The organism is Pseudomonas sp. MYb2, assembly GCF_002979955.1.
Taxonomy (GTDB): Bacteria; Pseudomonadota; Gammaproteobacteria; order Pseudomonadales; family Pseudomonadaceae; genus Aquipseudomonas.
Genome location: NZ_PCQC01000032.1, coordinates 27,252 through 43,184, shown reverse-complemented (window position 1 = coordinate 43,184; position 15,933 = coordinate 27,252). Strand labels below are relative to the sequence as shown.

The window sequence follows — 15,933 nt, the reverse complement described above, 5'->3', positions numbered from 1 at the left end:
TGAATCTCAAGGAGTTTTCCGTTTCGACTGCGCCGGAAGTGGGGCGAATTATAGACATCTCAAATCTGCCGTCAACCCCTATTTTCATAATTCTGTCACATCGGTCCAAAAACCCCGAAAACACGAAGGCCGACCTCGATGAGGTCGGCCTTCTGCCCTTCTACTTACAAGCTAGGGAACGCGAATTGCGAAGCCTCGTGGCTCGCACGCTGCGGCCAGCGCTGAGTGATCGCCTTGCGACGGGTATAGAAGCGCACACCGTCCGGACCGTACGCGTGCAGATCGCCGAACAGCGAACGCTTCCAGCCGCCGAAGCTGTGGTAAGCCACCGGCACCGGCAGCGGCACATTTACGCCAACCATGCCGACTTCGATCTCATCACAGAACAGACGCGCCGCTTCACCGTCACGGGTGAAGATGCAGGTGCCGTTGCCGTATTCGTGATCGTTGATCAGTTGCATGGCCTCTTCCAGGCTGTTCACACGAACGATGCACAGTACCGGACCGAAGATCTCTTCTTTATAGATGCGCATCTCCGGGGTGACGTTGTCGAACAGGCAGCCACCGAGGAAGAAGCCCTCTTCATGACCCGCCACGCTGAACCCACGACCGTCGACCACCAGGGTCGCGCCCGCTGCCACGCCGTCATCCACATAACCGCTGACCTTGTCGCGCGCCTGTCCGGTCACCAGTGGACCCATGTCCAGACCGCACGATGTGCCGGCACCGATTTTCAACGCCTGGATCTGTGGAACCAGTTTCGCCACCAGCGCATCCGCCACCTGGTCGCCCACACACACAGCAACCGAGATCGCCATGCAACGCTCGCCGCACGAACCGTACGCGGCGCCCATCAGTGCGCTGACCGCATTATCCAGATCGGCATCCGGCATCAGCACTGCGTGGTTCTTCGCGCCGCCCAGTGCCTGAACGCGCTTGCCGCGCTTGGTGCCTTCGGCGTAGATGTACTCGGCAATCGGCGTCGAGCCAACGAAGCTCAGCGCTTTGACTTCCGGCGCTTCGATCAGCGCATCCACGGCAGTCTTGTCGCCATGCACCACGCTCATCACGCCTTTCGGAAGACCCGCTTCCAGCAACAGCTGAGCAATCAGCAGTGTAGAGCTTGGATCACGCTCGGACGGCTTGAGGATGAAGCAGTTACCGCAGACGATCGCCAACGGGTACATCCACAGCGGCACCATGGCCGGGAAGTTGAACGGCGTGATACCGGCCACAATCCCCAGCGGCTGGAAGTCCGACCATGCGTCGATGTTCGGGCCGACGTTGCGGCTGTACTCGCCCTTGAGGATTTCCGGAGCGGCGCAAGCGAACTCGACGTTCTCGATACCGCGCTTCAATTCACCGGCAGCGTCTTCCAGGGTCTTGCCGTGCTCTTCGCTGATCAATTGCGAGATGCGCGCTTCGTTCTGCTCCAGCAGTTGCTTGAAACGGAACATCACCTGAGCACGTTTGGCCGGCGGCGTGTTGCGCCACGCCGGGAACGCAGCCTTGGCGGCATCGATGGCTTTCTGGATGGTTGCCTGGCTGGCCAGTGGCAGCTTGTGGATAGCCTGACCGGTAGACGGGTTGAACACATCTACCGCGCGACCGTTCTCGGTCACCAGTTCGCCATTGATCAAATGCGGGATAACGCTCATCGAAAACTCCTGAATTCTTGTGCGCAGACGCCCGCAAGAGGCGCCTGCTATTTGCATAGCTATATAGAAGGAAAAATCAGTCGAGCTTGTTCAGCACTTCGCCGACCGCGTCGAACAGGCGATCGAGGTCTTGCGGCTTGCTGTTGAAGGTTGGGCCGAACTGCAGGGTGTCGCCGCCGAAGCGCACGTAGAACCCGGCTTTCCACAGGGCCATGCCCGCTTCGAACGGACGCACAATGGCGTCGCCATCACGACCGGCAATCTGGATCGCACCGGCCAGGCCGAAGTTACGGATGTCGATAACGTTCTTCGAACCTTTCAGCCCATGCAGCGCGTTTTCGAAATGCGGTGCGACTTCGGCAACGCTCTGCACCAGGTTTTCCTTTTGCAGCAGATCGAGCGCTGCAAGACCTGCGGCGCACGCCACCGGGTGTGCCGAATAGGTGTAGCCGTGCGGGAATTCCACGGCGTATTCGGGGGTCGGCTGATTCATGAAGGTCTGGTAGATCTCGGAGCTGGCAATCACTGCGCCCATCGGGATCGCGCCGTTGGTGACTTGCTTGGCGATGCACATCAGGTCCGGGGTCACGCCAAAGGTGTCGGCGCCGAACATGTTGCCGGTACGACCGAAACCGGTAATCACTTCGTCGAACACCAGCAGGATGCTGTGCTGATCGCAGATTTCGCGCAGACGCTTCAGGTAACCCTGCGGCGGCACCAGAACGCCGGCGGAACCGGCCATTGGTTCGACGAATACGGCGGCGATGTTCGAAGCATCGTGCAACTCGATCAGCTTCAGCAGCTCATCGGCCAGTGCAATACCACCCTGCTCCGGCATGCCACGGGAAAATGCGTTGCTGGCCAGCAGCGTGTGCGGCAGGTGATCGACGTCCATCATCGCCTGACCGAACAGTTTGCGGTTGCCGTTGACGCCGCCGAGGCTGGTGCCGGCGATGTTCACGCCGTGATAGCCACGGGCTCGGCCGATCATTTTGGTTTTGGTCGCCTGGCCTTTCAGGCGCCAGTACGCACGAACCATTTTCACCGCAGTGTCAGCGCACTCGGAACCGGAGTCAGTGAAGAACACGTGGTTCAGGTTGCCCGGGGTCAGCTCGGTGATTTTCTCGGCCAGCTGGAACGACAACGGGTGGCCGTACTGGAAACCCGGCGAGTAATCGAGGGTGCCCAACTGTTTCGAGACCGCTTCCTGAATTTCCTTGCGGGTGTGGCCTGCGCCACAAGTCCACAGGCCAGACAGCGAGTCATATACCTTGCGGCCCTTGTCGTCGATCAGCCAGCTGCCTTCGGCACCAACGATCAAACGCGGGTCGCGCTGAAAGTTACGGTTGGCGGTGTACGGCATCCAGTGCGCGTCCAGCTTCAATTGGCTGGCCAGTGGCGACGGCGCGTTTTCAGGCATGTTCATCGGGCAAAACCTCGCAGGGCATAAGCATCAGGGAGATAAAAAGCGTTGTTGCAGCTAAATTGCCACGGGGATAAAGTCGGTGAAATCCAACTCTTCTAACCTTCAGTTAGAACTTTGCTAAACAATGAGAACAATAAGATGAGCAGTCGCCGCCCCGATCCGCTAGCCCAGGTCAGTGACTTTGATATTCGCCTGCTGCGGATTTTTCGCAGCGTGGTGGAGTGCGGCGGCTTCTCGGCGGCGGAAACCGTGCTCGGCATCGGGCGCTCGGCGATCAGTCAGCAGATGAGCGATCTTGAACAGCGCCTTGGCTTGCGCTTGTGTCAGCGCGGGCGCGCCGGTTTTTCGCTGACCGAAGAAGGACGCGAGGTCTATCAATCGGCGCTGCAACTATTAAGTGCGCTGGAAAGTTTTCGCACCGAGGTCAACGGCCTGCACCAGCATTTACGCGGTGAGCTGATCATCGGCCTGACCGACAACCTCGTCACCCTCCCCCACATGCGCATCACCCACGCCCTCGCGCAATTGAAGGAACGCGGGCCGGATGTGCAGATCCAGATCCGCATGATTGCGCCGAACGAAGTCGAGCAAGGCGTGCTCGATGGACGCCTGCATGTCGGCGTGGTGCCGCAGGCCAGTGCGTTGTCGGGGCTGGAATATCAGCCGCTGTACAGCGAACGTTCGCTGCTTTACTGCGCGGTGGGCCATCCGCTGTTTTATGTCGATGACAAGCAACTGGATGACGAACGCCTGAACAGTCAGGACGCGATTGCGCCGACGTTTCGGTTGCCGGCGGATATTCAGGCGCATTACCAGGCGCTCAATTGCACCGCCAGCGCCTCCGACCGGGAAGGCATGGCGTTTCTGATTCTGACCGGGCGCTACATCGGCTATCTGCCGGATCACTACGCCAGTCTTTGGGTGCAGCAAGGTCGCTTGCGTGCGTTGAAATCGCAAACGCGTTTTTATGACTTGAGCCTCGCATCGGTCACGCGCAAGGGCCGGCGCCCTCATTTGGTGCTGGAAAGCTTTCTGGAGAGTCTGGCGGCGACGCGTTGAAGGCAAGATCAAACGATCGCAGCCTGCGGCAGCTCCTACGTTTGCGGGTGATTCGCTCATAAAGCTGAGCAAGTGGACAGGTTTTTGCAGAGCGGGAGTTACTTCGTTCCTTTGATAAGAAGCCCTAAGCCATGCAGCCAGATTCCGCACCGTCCAGCGACCTGATCTACGGCCTCAACGACCGCCCCAAACCACTCGCCGCCACCCTCGCGGCGCTGCAACACGTGCTCGCCAGTTTCGTCGGCATCATCACCCCGCCATTGGTGATTGGTTCGGCGCTGGGGCTGACGGCGTATTTGCCGTATCTGATCAGCATGGCGTTGATGGTCTCGGGCGTCGGCACGTTTATTCAGGCTCGGCGGCCGTTCGGGATTGGCGCCGGGATGATTTGCCTGCAAGGCACCAGTTTTGCCTTTCTTGGTGCGGTGCTGTCGGCGGGGTTTCTGGTCAAGCAACGCGGCGGCAGCCCGGAAGACATTCTGGCGATGATCTTCGGCGTGTGCTTTTTCGGCGCAATCGTGCAGATCGTCCTCAGCCGTTTCATCGGTCAATTGCGTCGAGTCGTTACGCCGCTGGTGACCGGGATCGTCATCACCCTCATTGGCATCAGCCTGATCAAGGTCGGCATCACCGATCTGGGCGGTGGCTTCAATGCGCCGGACTTCGGTGCGCCGGGCAATCTGGCGCTGGGCGTGTTTGTGTTGCTGACGATCATTCTGCTCAACCGCTCCAATACGCCGTGGGTGCGTTTGTCGGCAATTATCATCGGTTTGCTGCTGGGCAGTCTGGCCGCGTGGTTCAGTGGCAAACTGCTGCCGCAGCCTTTGCCTGACTTGCCGCTGGTGAGTTTTCCTACGCCGTTCAAGTTTGGCTTCAGCTTCGACTGGACGGCTTTCCTGCCGGTCGCGCTGATTTATCTGATCAGTACCATCGAAACCGTCGGCGACCTCACCGCCAACTGCATGCTCGCTCGCCAACCGATCAGTGGCCCTTCTTATATAAGCCGCCTGCGCGGTGGCGTGCTCGGCGATGGCGTCAGTTGCATGATCGCCGCGACCTTCAGCGCCTTCCCCAACACTACGTTTGCGCAGAACAACGGCGTGATCCAACTGACCGGCGTCGCCAGCCGCTACGTCGGCCTGTACATCGGCGCGATCCTGTTTTGTCTCGGACTGTTCCCGATGATCGGCGCGGTGCTGCAACAGATCCCGAAGCCGGTGCTCGGCGGCGCGACTCTGGTGATGTTCGGTGCGGTGGCCGCTGCCGGCGTGCGCATCCTCGCGCAGTCGTCGCTGGATCGACGCAGCATGTTGATCATCGCCACTTCGTTCGGCGTCGGCCTGGGTATTGCTGCGCAACCGAACCTGCTGCACCTGCTGCCGAAACTGGTGCAGAACCTGTTCGACTCGGCGATCACCAGCGGTGGCCTGACCGCGATCATCCTGTGCCTGTTGCTGCCGGAGTCAAAAACCGAGGCCGCTGAAGCGCACCCGCCGCTGAACAAGATCGAACAGGCGTAACGGTTTTATCGCGCAAGGACTTGTCGGATGCCTGTGGGTGCGCTATCAACGCAACTGGTTGCACCCACAGACAAACCCGGAAGTGCCTATGACCTTTGAAGTCCCAGCCCACGGCGGTAAACCCGCCAGCCGCATTCGTCAGAAGAACGAAGAGACCATCCTCAAAGCCGCCGAAGACGAGTTCGCCCGTCACGGGTACAAAGGCACCAGCATGAACACCATCGCCCAGAATGCCGGATTGCCCAAGGCGAACCTGCATTACTACTTCACCAACAAACTCGGTTTGTACGTGGCGGTGTTGAGCAACATCATCGAGCTGTGGGACAGCACCTTCAATACGCTCACCGCCGAGGACGATCCGGCCGAAGCGCTGACCCGCTACATCCGCGCCAAGATGGAATTCTCCCGCCGCCAGCCGCAAGCCTCGCGAATCTTTGCAATGGAAGTGATCAGCGGCGGTGAATGCCTGACCGAATATTTCAATCAGGATTACCGCGCCTGGTTCACTGGCCGTGCGGCAGTGTTTCAGGCGTGGATCGATGCGGGCAAAATGGACGCGGTCGATCCGGTGCACCTGATCTTCCTGTTGTGGGGCAGCACCCAGCACTATGCCGACTTCGCCACGCAGATCTGTCGCGTCAGCGGTCGCAGCAAGCTGACCAAGCAGGACATGGAAGACGCCGGCAACAACCTGATCCGCATCATTCTCAAAGGCTGCGGCCTCACTCCTCCTCTATAAGACGTTTATGCCTTTCACCCTCAGCGGTTTTTGCGAGTACCGCGAAGAGATTCGCAAAAGCCGCTTTATCACCTTCGCCACGCCGATCGGCAGCCCTGCCGAGGCGCAGGCGTTCTTCGAGCAACACAGCGACTTGAATGCCTCGCACAATTGCTGGGCGTGGAAACTTGGCGATCAATATCGCAGCAATGACGACGGCGAGCCGGGCGGCACGGCGGGTCGACCGATTCTCGCGGCGATTGAAGCGCAGGATTGCGATCAGGTCGCGGTGCTGGTGATTCGTTGGTACGGCGGCATTCAACTCGGTACCGGCGGTTTGGCCCGGGCCTATGGCGGTGGCGCGAACAAGTGTTTGCAGACGGCGGCCAAGGTTGAGCTGATTAGCCGGGTGCCGTTGAGTTGTGCTTGCGGGTTTGCCGAGTTGGCGTTGGTGAAGTTGCGGGTGGCCGATCTCGGTGGGTTGGTTATCGAAGAAAACTTCACGGCGAACGGGGTTGAGTTGAAGTTGGCGGTGGGGGAAGCGCAGATCGATGTTTTGCAAACCCAGCTAGCGGATTTGAGTCGTGGACGAATTTTGTTGCAGCGGTGAAGCAACATCAAAAAATCGCAGCGTTCCGCAGCTCCTACAGGATCCGGGGTTGTCATGAATTGTGTGGGTGATACCGGTATCAGCGTTTTCGTGTAGGAGCTGCCGAAGGCTGCGATCTTTTAGGGCATCACCCTTTTCCGATATTCCCCGGAGTTGCCCACATCTGCTGTGCACCCGACTGTGGATAACCTGAGCACATAACGCTGTAACCCTTCTGTCACGTGGCTTTGCGCGGTTTGCTCACTTTTCGTTCAATTCAACCGACGAAACGAAAATTTCAAACAGAAACAGACAGTTAGCGCGGTTTATCACCATTAGAAGAAAGCACCGCAGTGCTTATGCCCGGGTTTGCGGCTTGCGCACAATAACTGTGGAACAAGCTGTGGATAACCCGTTCATGGCTGGCGCAGTCGCAGGTTCTGCCTGACTCACACGTGTTTGCTCGTTTTTTGATCAGTTACCAACGGGCAAAACTGGAGCCCGATCAACGGCTTTGCTCTGAATTGGTGCCGTGAGCCCAGCCAGTTTTGCAGGCAATGCTCTGCTTCAGGCACTCGCACACGCGGCCCGCTCGCGTTCCTGACTCAATGGCCAGGAAATTGCTTTATCCACAGGCACAACTCCAAGCAAGTCGAGCCTGTCATGCCCATTGCTCCTGCAACCCCGCGCCTGCAACTGCGCCATATCAGCAAACGCTATCCCGGTTGTCTGGCCAACGACGCCATCGACCTGACCATCGCCCCTGGAGAAATCCACGCCCTGCTCGGCGAAAACGGCGCGGGCAAAAGCACCCTGATGAAGATCATCTACGGCGTTACCCAGGCCGATTCGGGCGAGATGCTCTGGCAGGGTCAACGGGTCAACATCCGCAACCCGGCGCAGGCGCGGCAGTTGGGCATCGGCATGGTGTTCCAGCATTTCTCGCTGTTCGAAACCCTCAGCGTGGCGCAGAACATTGCCTTGGCGATGGGCGCGGCCGCCGGTACGCCGAAACAACTCGAACCGAAGATTCGCGAAGTGTCGCGCCGTTATGGCATGGCGCTGGAGCCGGAACGACTTGTCCACAGCCTGTCGATTGGCGAGCGGCAACGGGTGGAAATCATTCGCTGCCTGATGCAGGACATTCGCCTGTTGATTCTCGACGAACCGACCTCAGTGCTGACACCGCAGGAGGCAGACGAGTTGTTCATCACCCTGCGCCGCCTCGCCTCGGAGGGCTGCAGTATTCTGTTTATCAGCCACAAACTCGCCGAGGTTCGGGCGTTGTGTCACAGCGCGACGGTTTTGCGCGGCGGGCGCGTGGCCGGGCATTGCGTGCCGGCCGAATGCTCCGATCAGCAGTTGGCGCAGATGATGGTTGGCGAAGCGGCGGCGTTGATTGGTGACTATCCGAAGGTCAGCGGCGGCGCGGCGTTTTTGCAGGTGAAGGGCTTGAGTTGGCACAACCCGGATCCGTTCGGCTGCACGCTGACTGACATTGATGTGCAAGTGCGCAGTGGTGAAATCGTCGGCATCGCCGGGGTCGCGGGCAACGGTCAGGATGAATTGCTGGCCCTGCTCAGTGGCGAACAAACCTTGCCTCGGGCGCAAGCCGCGACCATTCGATTCGCCGAACAACACGTCGCTGATTTACGCCCGGATGCGCGACGCAAACTGGGCCTGGCATTCGTGCCGGCCGAGCGTCTCGGTCACGGCGCGGTGCCGGAACTGAGTCTGACGGACAACGCCCTGCTGACGGCTTTCCAACAAGGTTTGGTCAGCAACGGGCTAATCCAGCGCGGCAAAGTCGAAGCCCTCGCCCAACAGATCATTCAGCGCTTCGGCGTGAAAACCCCGGACACGCAAACTGCCGCGCGCAGTTTGTCCGGCGGCAATCTGCAGAAATTCATCCTCGGCCGGGAAATCCTTCAGCAACCGAAATTGCTGATCGCCGCGCACCCGACCTGGGGCGTCGATGTCGGTGCTGCCGCGACCATCCACCGTGCGTTGATCGCGTTGCGCGATGCCGGCGCGGCGATTCTGGTGATTTCCGAAGACCTCGATGAACTGTTCCAGATCAGCGACCGACTCGGCGCGCTTTGTGGCGGGCGGCTGTCGGCGCTGCACAACACCGGCGACACACAACTCAGCGACGTCGGCGGCTGGATGGCCGGCCAGTTCGACAACCCACCTTCAGCCGCCACGGTTTAACGGAGTTTTCCACATGCTGCTTTCCCTCGACCCCCGTGGCCAGCAATCGCGCTTGATGTTGTGGTGCTCACCGCTGTTGGCGGCGGTGCTGACGCTTGGCTGCGGCTCGCTACTGTTCATCGCCCTCGGCCATGACCCGCTGCAAACCTTGCACACGCTGCTGATCGCACCGGTCAGCGATTTGTATGGCATCTCCGAATGGCTGGTGAAAACGCTGCCGATCTTGCTCTGTGCATTGGGTCTGGCGGTGGCGTATCAGGCGCGGATCTGGAACATCGGCGCCGAGGGGCAATTGCTCCTCGGCGCCCTCGCCGGCAGCGCGTTGGCGGTGAACGTCATCGACATGCAAAGCCGTTGGGCGCTGGTATTTATTCTGCTCATCGGCACCTTCGCCGGCGCGGCGTGGGCCGGGCTGACGGCGTGGTTGCGCACGCGCTTCAATGCCAACGAAATCCTCACCAGCATCATGCTCAATTACATCGCGCTGAATCTGCTGTTGTTCTGCGTGCACGGGCCGCTGAAGGATCCCGCCGGGTTCAACTTTCCCGAGTCGGCGATGTTCGGTGATGCCAGCCGTTTGCCGCTGCTGATGGAGGATGGTCGCGTGCATGCCGGGGTGTATTTCGCCTTGCTCGCACTGGTGGCGGTTTGGGTGTTGTTGCAGAAAAGCTTTGTCGGTTTCCAGATCAAGGTGCTTGGGCTGGACAAGCGTGCGGCGGGGTTTGTCGGCTTTCGCGAGAAGCGCTTGATCTGGCTGGCGCTGTTGATCAGCGGTGGTTTGGCCGGGCTGGCGGGAGTCTGTGAAGTCACCGGGCCGATTGGCCAATTGGTGCCGCAGGTGTCGCCGGGGTATGGCTATGCGGCGATTACCGTGGCGTTCCTCGGGCGCCTCAATCCGATCGGTATTCTGTTTTCCAGCCTGTTGATGGCGTTACTGTACATCGGTGGCGAGAGCGCGCAGATGACGATGAACCTGCCGCAGGCGATCACCCAATTGTTTCAGGGAATGATGCTGTTTTTCCTGCTCGCCTGTGACGTGCTGATTCTCTATCGGCCACGCCTGAACCTGCGCTGGGCGAAGCGCACTTCGACCACTGCCGTAACCGCCGGAGCGCTGTGATGGATATCGATCTGTTGAGCAATATTTTTTACGCCATGGTGCGTTGCGGCACGCCGCTGTTGCTGGTGGCGTTGGGTGAACTGATCTGCGAGAAGAGCGGCGTGCTCAACCTCGGTCAGGAAGGGATGATGCTGTTTGGCGCGGTGATCGGTTTTATCGTCGCGCTGAACAGCGGCAACCTGTGGCTCGGCGTGTTGTTGGCGATGCTCGCCGGGATGTTGCTGTCGTCGCTGTTTGCCTTGGTGGCGCTGGTGTTCAACGCCAATCAGGTGGCGACCGGTTTGGCCCTGACGATTTTCGGTGTCGGGCTGTCGACCTTTGTCGGTGCGGCCTGGGTAGGCAAACCGCTGGCCGGTTTTGAGCCGTTGGCGATTCCCTATCTGAGTGAGATTCCGCTGATCGGGCGGATGCTGTTTGCTCAGGATCTGCTGGTGTATCTGTCGTTCGCGCTGTTTGCGCTGGTGGCGTGGGTGATCATCAAAAGTCGTGTCGGGTTGATCATTCAAGCCGTGGGTGAGAACCCGGATGCGGCCAGTGCGATGGGTTTGCCGGTGTTGACCGTGCGCACCCTGGCAGTGCTGTTTGGCGGGGCGATGGCCGGATTGGCCGGCGCGTATCTGTCGCTGGCGTACACGCCGATGTGGGCCGAAAACATGACCGCCGGGCGCGGCTGGATTGCGCTGGCGCTGGTGGTGTTTGCCAGTTGGCGGGTGTGGCGGTTGCTGCTCGGGGCGTATCTGTTTGGGCTCGCCAGCATCCTGCACCTGGTGGCGCAGGGGTTGGGGCTGGCGATTCCGTCGAGTTTGCTGGCGATGCTGCCGTACGTGGCAACGATTGTGGTGTTGGTGCTGTTGTCGCGGGATGCGTTGCGTACTCGGTTGTATGCGCCGGTGTCGCTTGGGCAGCCTTGGCAGGCGGGGCATTGATGCGGTGACCTTGTTGGCCCTATCGCGAGCAGGCGAAGGCCTACATTGGATCGGGTTCACAATTCCCTTGTAGGAGTGAGCCTGCTCGCGATGGCTTTTCAACAGGCAATACTTGAGCAACGCCCCACGCTAACTCGAAGACCAGGAAAACAATCAGAATAGAACTGGCACCGTGCAACAACGCATACCCCTGCCAAGCCGCAAACAAAAACCGCGCCACCGCGTCATACCGTCCATAACGCGCCTGCGGATCACGAATCCGCAGCACCGCCCAAACACACACTACCGACCCCAACAGATTCGCCATCAACATATGCACAGGCTGAAACGCCGGCAGTTCGCCGGGCAAATTCAGTGCGCTCAACATCCCATGCACAAGCGCAAAACTCCACGGCGTGGCAAACGCCGCCGTGACGACCAGGTCATACCAGGCACTGCCGCGCACCACGTTGCGATATTGCGTTGAAGTCCACATCATCCATGCTCCAGAAATTTGAGGAGCAACCACGGTAAAGCCTGGAGTATGCTCCAGGGTCAATAGCCCTTTTGAGAGCCAGCATGCGCATCGGTGAATTAGCCCAGGCCAGCGCCGTCAGCCGTGACACCCTGCGTTTCTACGAGCAGCGCGGGTTGATTGCGGCGCAGCGCAGTGCCAATGGTTACCGCGACTATCCGCCGGAGATGGTGCAACTGGTGCTCTATATCAAAACGGCGCAGCGTCTGGGATTTACCCTCGGCGAGATCGGCGACAGCGTGGCCGCGTTGTGGAACGCACCCGATCCGGACAACGCCGTCGCGCAATTGCTGCGCGACAAACTGCTACTGATCGAAACCCGCATGCGCGAACTCGACGCGCTGCGGCAAGAGCTGCAACTTCGCCTCGGTCAGGCCTGTCCATTGAATCCATGATCCTCATTCATCAAGGAAGCCCATCATGTCTGCAAAAAACGCACTGATCATCGGCGCCTCCCGGGGCCTTGGCCTCGGTCTGGTGAAAACCCTGCTGGCCGACGGCTGGCAGGTCACCGCCACCGTGCGCAATCCGCAAAACGCCGAGGCGCTGCAAGCGCTGGGCAAGGTGCGGATCGAGAAACTCGACATGGACGATCAGCAAGCGGTGATCGCTCTGAGCCAACAGCTCAAGGGCGAAACCTTCGACCTGCTGTTCGTCAACGCCGGGGTCAAAGGCCCGGCCAATCAGGCCCCGGGAGGCGCGACACTGGCTGAAGTCGGCCAGCTGTTTTTCACCAACGCCGTGGCGCCGATCAATCTGGCCCAACGCTTTGCCGGGCAGATTCGTGACGGTAGCGGCGTGCTCGCGTTCATGAGTTCAGTGCTCGGCAGCGTGACCATGCCGGACGCGCCGGAACTGGCGCTGTACAAGGCGAGCAAGGCTGCGCTGAATTCGATGACCAACAGTTTTGTTACGCAATTGGGCGAGCAGAAGATGACGGTGTTGTCGCTGCATCCGGGTTGGGTGAAGACCGACATGGGTGGCGAAGGGGCGGATCTGGATGTGGAAACCAGCACCCGTGGGTTGGTTGATCAGGTGAATGCTTATACCGGTAAAGGTGGGCATCACTTCATCAATTACAAAGGTGAAACCATTCCCTGGTAAGCACCCAAATCCCCTGTAGGAGTGAGCCTGCTCGCGATAGCGGTGTGTCAGACACAAATCTTCCGACTGACACACCGCTATCGCGAGCAGGCTCACTCCTACACGGGACCGTGTTGTCTGGTCGGGTTGGGCTTGCCCGATGCGGCGTTTTGTTTGAAACTGCGCACCTCGTCCCCGCGGCGACCCTGGATCAGCAGACAGGGCATCACTGAGCTGGCAACCCTGAACCCAATTTTCAGAGGAGCCGGCAACATGCCCGCGACCCGTACCTGGTTAAAAAATCCCCTCGCCATTTTCACCTCCAACGAGCTCGATGCCCGTGGCGGTCTTGTCGTGCAAGACGGTGTCATCGTCGAAGTGCTTGCGGCCGGCCAACAGCCGTCGGCGCCGTGCAATGAAGTCTTTGATGCTCGCGAGCATGTGATCCTGCCGGGCCTGATCAACACTCACCACCATTTTTATCAAACCCTGACTCGCGCCTGGGCGCCGGTGGTCAATCAGCCGTTGTTTCCGTGGCTGAAAACCCTGTATCCGGTATGGGCGCGACTGACACCTGAGAAACTCGCCCTCGCCACCAAAGTCGCGTTGGCCGAATTGCTGCTGTCCGGCTGCACCACCGCTGCCGACCACCACTACCTGTTCCCGGACGGCCTGGAAAACGCCATCGACGTGCAAGTCGAAAGTGTCCGTGAACTGGGCATGCGCGCCATGCTCACCCGCGGTTCGATGAGCCTCGGCGAGAAGGACGGCGGCCTGCCGCCGCAGCAGACCGTGCAGGAAGGTCAGGTGATTCTCGACGACAGTCAGCGCCTGATTCACGAATACCACGAACGCGGCGACGGCGCGCAGATCCAGATCGCGCTGGCACCGTGCTCGCCGTTCTCGGTGACCCCGGAAATCATGTCGGCGAGTGCTGAACTGGCGAACAAACTCGACGTGCGCCTGCACACGCACCTGGCTGAAACCCTCGATGAAGAAGACTTCTGCCTGCAGCGTTTCGGCCTGCGCACCGTCGATTATCTCGACAGCGTCGGCTGGCTCGGCCCGCGCACCTGGCTGGCCCACGGCATCCACTTCAACCCGGATGAAATCGCCCGCCTCGGCCAGGCCGGTACCGGTATTTGCCATTGCCCGAGCTCGAACATGCGTCTGGCTTCCGGCATCTGCCCGAGTATCGATCTGACTGATGCCGGTGCGTTGTTTGGTCTGGGCGTCGATGGTTCGGCGTCCAACGATGCCTCGAACATGATTCTCGAAGCGCGTCAGGCGTTGTACATCCAGCGCCTGCGTTACGGCGCCGAGAAGATCACCCCGGAACGCGTGCTGGGCTGGGCGACCAAGGGTTCGGCGAGCTTGCTGGGCCGCACCGACATCGGTGAGATTGCCGTGGGCAAGCAGGCGGATCTGGCGTTATTCAAGCTCGATGAGCTGCGCTTCTCGGGCAGCCATGATCCGATTTCGGCACTGCTGTTATGCGGTGCCGATCGTGCGGATCGGGTGATGATTGGCGGCAAGTGGCGCGTGGTCGATGGCCAGGTTGAAGGCTTGGATCTGAAAGGCCTGATCGCCGATCACAGCCAGGCGGCTCGCCAACTGATCGCCGGTACCTGATACACCGCCGTTCAAAACTGTGGGAGCGAGCCTGCTCGCGAAGAGGGAGTGTCAGACAACATGTTTGTTGAATGACACACCGCTTTCGCGAGCAGGCTCGCTCCCACAGGGGATTCGGCCAGGGTTAGAGGCCGAGCAGGGACAGCATGATGAACGTCGCGAACAGCACGAAGTGCGTCATGCCTTCGATGGCGTTGGTCTCGCCGTCATTCAGGTTGATCGCACTGACGATCAACGTCAGGAAAATCATCACCGTCTGCACTGGCGTCATCGCCATCTGAAACGGCTGGCCGGTATACAGCGCCATCGCCTCCATCACCGGCACCGTCAGAATCACCGTCGACAGCGACGCGCCCATCGCAATGTTCACCACCGACTGCATGCGGTTGGCCAACGCTGCACGCAACGCGGTCAAAATTTCCGGCGCCGCAGAAATCGCCGCCACCAGAATCGCCGTGATCACCGGCGGTGCGCCCGTGCCTTCGAGGCCCAGATCGAGGGTCTTCGACATCACCTCGGCCAGGGCGCCGATCACCACAATGCCAAACACCAGAATACCGATCGACAGGCCGATGCTCGGGGCTTTCCCCTGCGCGTCCTGCGGTTCCTTCTTGCGGCGTTTGTCCGGGTAGCTGTAGCTGAAAAAGTAACTGTGCGGGCCGACCTGCATGCGCAGAAACAGCGCATACAGCACCACCATCGCACCGATGGTGAACGCTGAATAAATCTTCCAGTTGGCCTCGGGAATAAACTCCGGCACCACCATCGACACGCCCATGGCGGTGAGGATCATCACGCTGTAGCTGCGCGCCGAATCGTCGTTGTACGACTGCTCGCCATGTTTAATCCCGCCCATTAGCGCGGCGAGGCCGAGGATGCCATTGATGTCGAGCATCACAGCGGAATAGATCGTGTCACGCACCAGCGTGGGCGACGCTTCGTTGCTCATCATGATCGCCAGAATCACCACTTCCACCAGCACGGCCGCGAGCGTGAGGATCATCGTGCCGTAAGGGTCGCCGACCTTTTCGGCGAGCAATTCGGCGTGATGGGCGACGCGCATCGAGGCGGCGACGATGAAGGCGATCAGCACCAGACCGGCAGTCAGCGCGACGATCTGGCCGCTGTGCAACATCCAGTGTTCCAACGGATAGGCGACGCACGCGGCGATGACGGCCAGTAGCAGAAAACTTTCTTGCTTGAGGATTGTGAACATGGCGGGCCTTTTGCCGAAGAGTGCGAATGAGCTACTGACTGCGGGGCGGCGCTAACGTTTCGTTACACCTTAGCGCACCAAGCGATAGCGTGAACTCGCGGACTTGCACTGCGTTGGTTCTGGCGCTGAAAAGATCGCAGCCTTCGGCAGCTCCTACAGGTTGCGCATTCCCATGTAGGAGCTGCCGAAGGCTGCGATCTTTTTTGTTTGTTGTCCTGTTGGTCAGCAATTTGCATTGACCCTGACCACACACAACAAAAT

General features: G+C 59.9%; 14 protein-coding genes. 10 read left to right on the top strand and 4 right to left on the bottom strand.

Annotated features, from left to right (window positions below; translation table 11 throughout):
- Positions 1–164 precede the first annotated feature (164 nt).
- Positions 165–1,658 carry a CoA-acylating methylmalonate-semialdehyde dehydrogenase gene (locus CQ009_RS29415; protein WP_038360740.1) on the bottom strand — a complete coding sequence of 498 codons (1,494 nt, stop codon included), beginning with the start codon at positions 1,656–1,658 and terminating at the stop codon, positions 165–167.
- A gap of 76 nt (positions 1,659–1,734) precedes the next feature.
- The gene (locus tag CQ009_RS29410; RefSeq protein ID WP_064387740.1) at positions 1,735–3,084 is read right to left on the bottom strand and encodes an aspartate aminotransferase family protein; all 1,350 of its coding nucleotides are present in this window, start codon (positions 3,082–3,084) and stop codon (positions 1,735–1,737) included.
- Positions 3,085–3,222: 138 nt separating this feature from the next.
- Here CQ009_RS29410 and CQ009_RS29405 point away from each other — a divergent pair, with 138 nt between their 5' ends.
- The 7 genes from CQ009_RS29405 to CQ009_RS29375 all read left to right on the top strand — a co-directional run bounded on the left by CQ009_RS29405 (position 3,223) and on the right by CQ009_RS29375 (position 11,227).
- Positions 3,223–4,143, top strand: a complete 921-nt coding sequence (locus CQ009_RS29405; RefSeq protein WP_064387741.1) for a LysR family transcriptional regulator — start codon at positions 3,223–3,225, stop codon at positions 4,141–4,143.
- Positions 4,144–4,274: 131 nt separating this feature from the next.
- A complete protein-coding gene (locus tag CQ009_RS29400; RefSeq protein WP_105709455.1) occupies positions 4,275–5,663 on the top strand; it encodes a uracil-xanthine permease family protein in 1,389 nt (462 codons plus the stop codon).
- An 88-nt stretch (positions 5,664–5,751) separates the two neighbouring features.
- Positions 5,752–6,402 (top strand): TetR/AcrR family transcriptional regulator, encoded by a 651-nt coding sequence (locus CQ009_RS29395; protein WP_064387743.1) that lies wholly within the window; start codon positions 5,752–5,754, stop codon positions 6,400–6,402.
- 7 nt (positions 6,403–6,409) lie between these two features.
- A complete protein-coding gene (locus tag CQ009_RS29390; protein ID WP_064387744.1) occupies positions 6,410–6,991 on the top strand; it encodes a YigZ family protein in 582 nt (193 codons plus the stop codon).
- Positions 6,992–7,633: 642 nt separating this feature from the next.
- On the top strand, positions 7,634–9,181 hold the full coding sequence (locus CQ009_RS29385) for an ABC transporter ATP-binding protein (RefSeq protein ID WP_105709454.1): 1,548 nt from the start codon (positions 7,634–7,636) through the stop codon (positions 9,179–9,181).
- A 13-nt stretch (positions 9,182–9,194) separates the two neighbouring features.
- Positions 9,195–10,301 (top strand): ABC transporter permease, encoded by a 1,107-nt coding sequence (locus CQ009_RS29380; RefSeq protein ID WP_105709453.1) that lies wholly within the window; start codon positions 9,195–9,197, stop codon positions 10,299–10,301.
- A complete protein-coding gene (locus CQ009_RS29375) occupies positions 10,301–11,227 on the top strand; it encodes an ABC transporter permease (protein WP_064118442.1) in 927 nt (308 codons plus the stop codon). Before CQ009_RS29380 ends, CQ009_RS29375 begins: the two co-directional genes overlap by 1 nt.
- A 40-nt stretch (positions 11,228–11,267) precedes the next feature.
- Here the strand turns inward: CQ009_RS29375 and CQ009_RS29370 are convergent, their stop codons facing one another.
- Positions 11,268–11,702 (bottom strand): hypothetical protein, encoded by a 435-nt coding sequence (locus CQ009_RS29370; protein ID WP_105709457.1) that lies wholly within the window; start codon positions 11,700–11,702, stop codon positions 11,268–11,270.
- A gap of 83 nt (positions 11,703–11,785) precedes the next feature.
- Between CQ009_RS29370 and CQ009_RS29365 the strand changes: the two genes are divergently transcribed.
- From CQ009_RS29365 to CQ009_RS29350, 3 genes are all read left to right on the top strand, one after another.
- Positions 11,786–12,136, top strand: coding sequence for a MerR family transcriptional regulator (locus CQ009_RS29365; protein WP_105709452.1), 351 nt, complete (start codon positions 11,786–11,788; stop codon positions 12,134–12,136).
- Between the two features lie 22 nt (positions 12,137–12,158).
- Entirely contained in the window at positions 12,159–12,845 is a 687-nt protein-coding gene (locus CQ009_RS29360; protein WP_105709451.1) for an SDR family oxidoreductase, read from the top strand.
- A 252-nt stretch (positions 12,846–13,097) separates the two neighbouring features.
- Positions 13,098–14,456, top strand: a complete 1,359-nt coding sequence (locus tag CQ009_RS29350; RefSeq protein WP_064387749.1) for an 8-oxoguanine deaminase — start codon at positions 13,098–13,100, stop codon at positions 14,454–14,456.
- Between the two features lie 124 nt (positions 14,457–14,580).
- On the opposite strand, the gene CQ009_RS29345 is transcribed toward CQ009_RS29350, so the two are convergent.
- The gene (locus tag CQ009_RS29345) at positions 14,581–15,672 is read right to left on the bottom strand and encodes a calcium:proton antiporter (protein ID WP_105709450.1); all 1,092 of its coding nucleotides are present in this window, start codon (positions 15,670–15,672) and stop codon (positions 14,581–14,583) included.
- Between the last annotated feature and the right edge of the window lie 261 nt (positions 15,673–15,933).

Excerpts from the sequence above, each read along its gene's own strand:
- CQ009_RS29370 (WP_105709457.1), bottom strand. The coding sequence starts at position 11,702 with ATGTGGACTTCAACGCAATATCGCAACGTGGTGCGCGGCAGTGCCTGG.
- CQ009_RS29345 (WP_105709450.1), bottom strand. The coding sequence starts at position 15,672 with ATGTTCACAATCCTCAAGCAAGAAAGTTTTCTGCTACTGGCCGTCATC.
- CQ009_RS29365 (WP_105709452.1), top strand. The coding sequence starts at position 11,786 with ATGCGCATCGGTGAATTAGCCCAGGCCAGCGCCGTCAGCCGTGACACC.
- CQ009_RS29380 (WP_105709453.1), top strand. The coding sequence starts at position 9,195 with ATGCTGCTTTCCCTCGACCCCCGTGGCCAGCAATCGCGCTTGATGTTG.
- CQ009_RS29385 (WP_105709454.1), top strand. The coding sequence starts at position 7,634 with ATGCCCATTGCTCCTGCAACCCCGCGCCTGCAACTGCGCCATATCAGC.
- CQ009_RS29405 (WP_064387741.1), top strand. The coding sequence starts at position 3,223 with ATGAGCAGTCGCCGCCCCGATCCGCTAGCCCAGGTCAGTGACTTTGAT.
- CQ009_RS29350 (WP_064387749.1), top strand. The coding sequence starts at position 13,098 with ATGCCCGCGACCCGTACCTGGTTAAAAAATCCCCTCGCCATTTTCACC.
- CQ009_RS29390 (WP_064387744.1), top strand. The coding sequence starts at position 6,410 with ATGCCTTTCACCCTCAGCGGTTTTTGCGAGTACCGCGAAGAGATTCGC.
- CQ009_RS29395 (WP_064387743.1), top strand. The coding sequence starts at position 5,752 with ATGACCTTTGAAGTCCCAGCCCACGGCGGTAAACCCGCCAGCCGCATT.
- CQ009_RS29400 (WP_105709455.1), top strand. The coding sequence starts at position 4,275 with ATGCAGCCAGATTCCGCACCGTCCAGCGACCTGATCTACGGCCTCAAC.
- CQ009_RS29375 (WP_064118442.1), top strand. The coding sequence starts at position 10,301 with ATGGATATCGATCTGTTGAGCAATATTTTTTACGCCATGGTGCGTTGC.
- CQ009_RS29410 (WP_064387740.1), bottom strand. The coding sequence starts at position 3,084 with ATGAACATGCCTGAAAACGCGCCGTCGCCACTGGCCAGCCAATTGAAG.
- CQ009_RS29415 (WP_038360740.1), bottom strand. The coding sequence starts at position 1,658 with ATGAGCGTTATCCCGCATTTGATCAATGGCGAACTGGTGACCGAGAAC.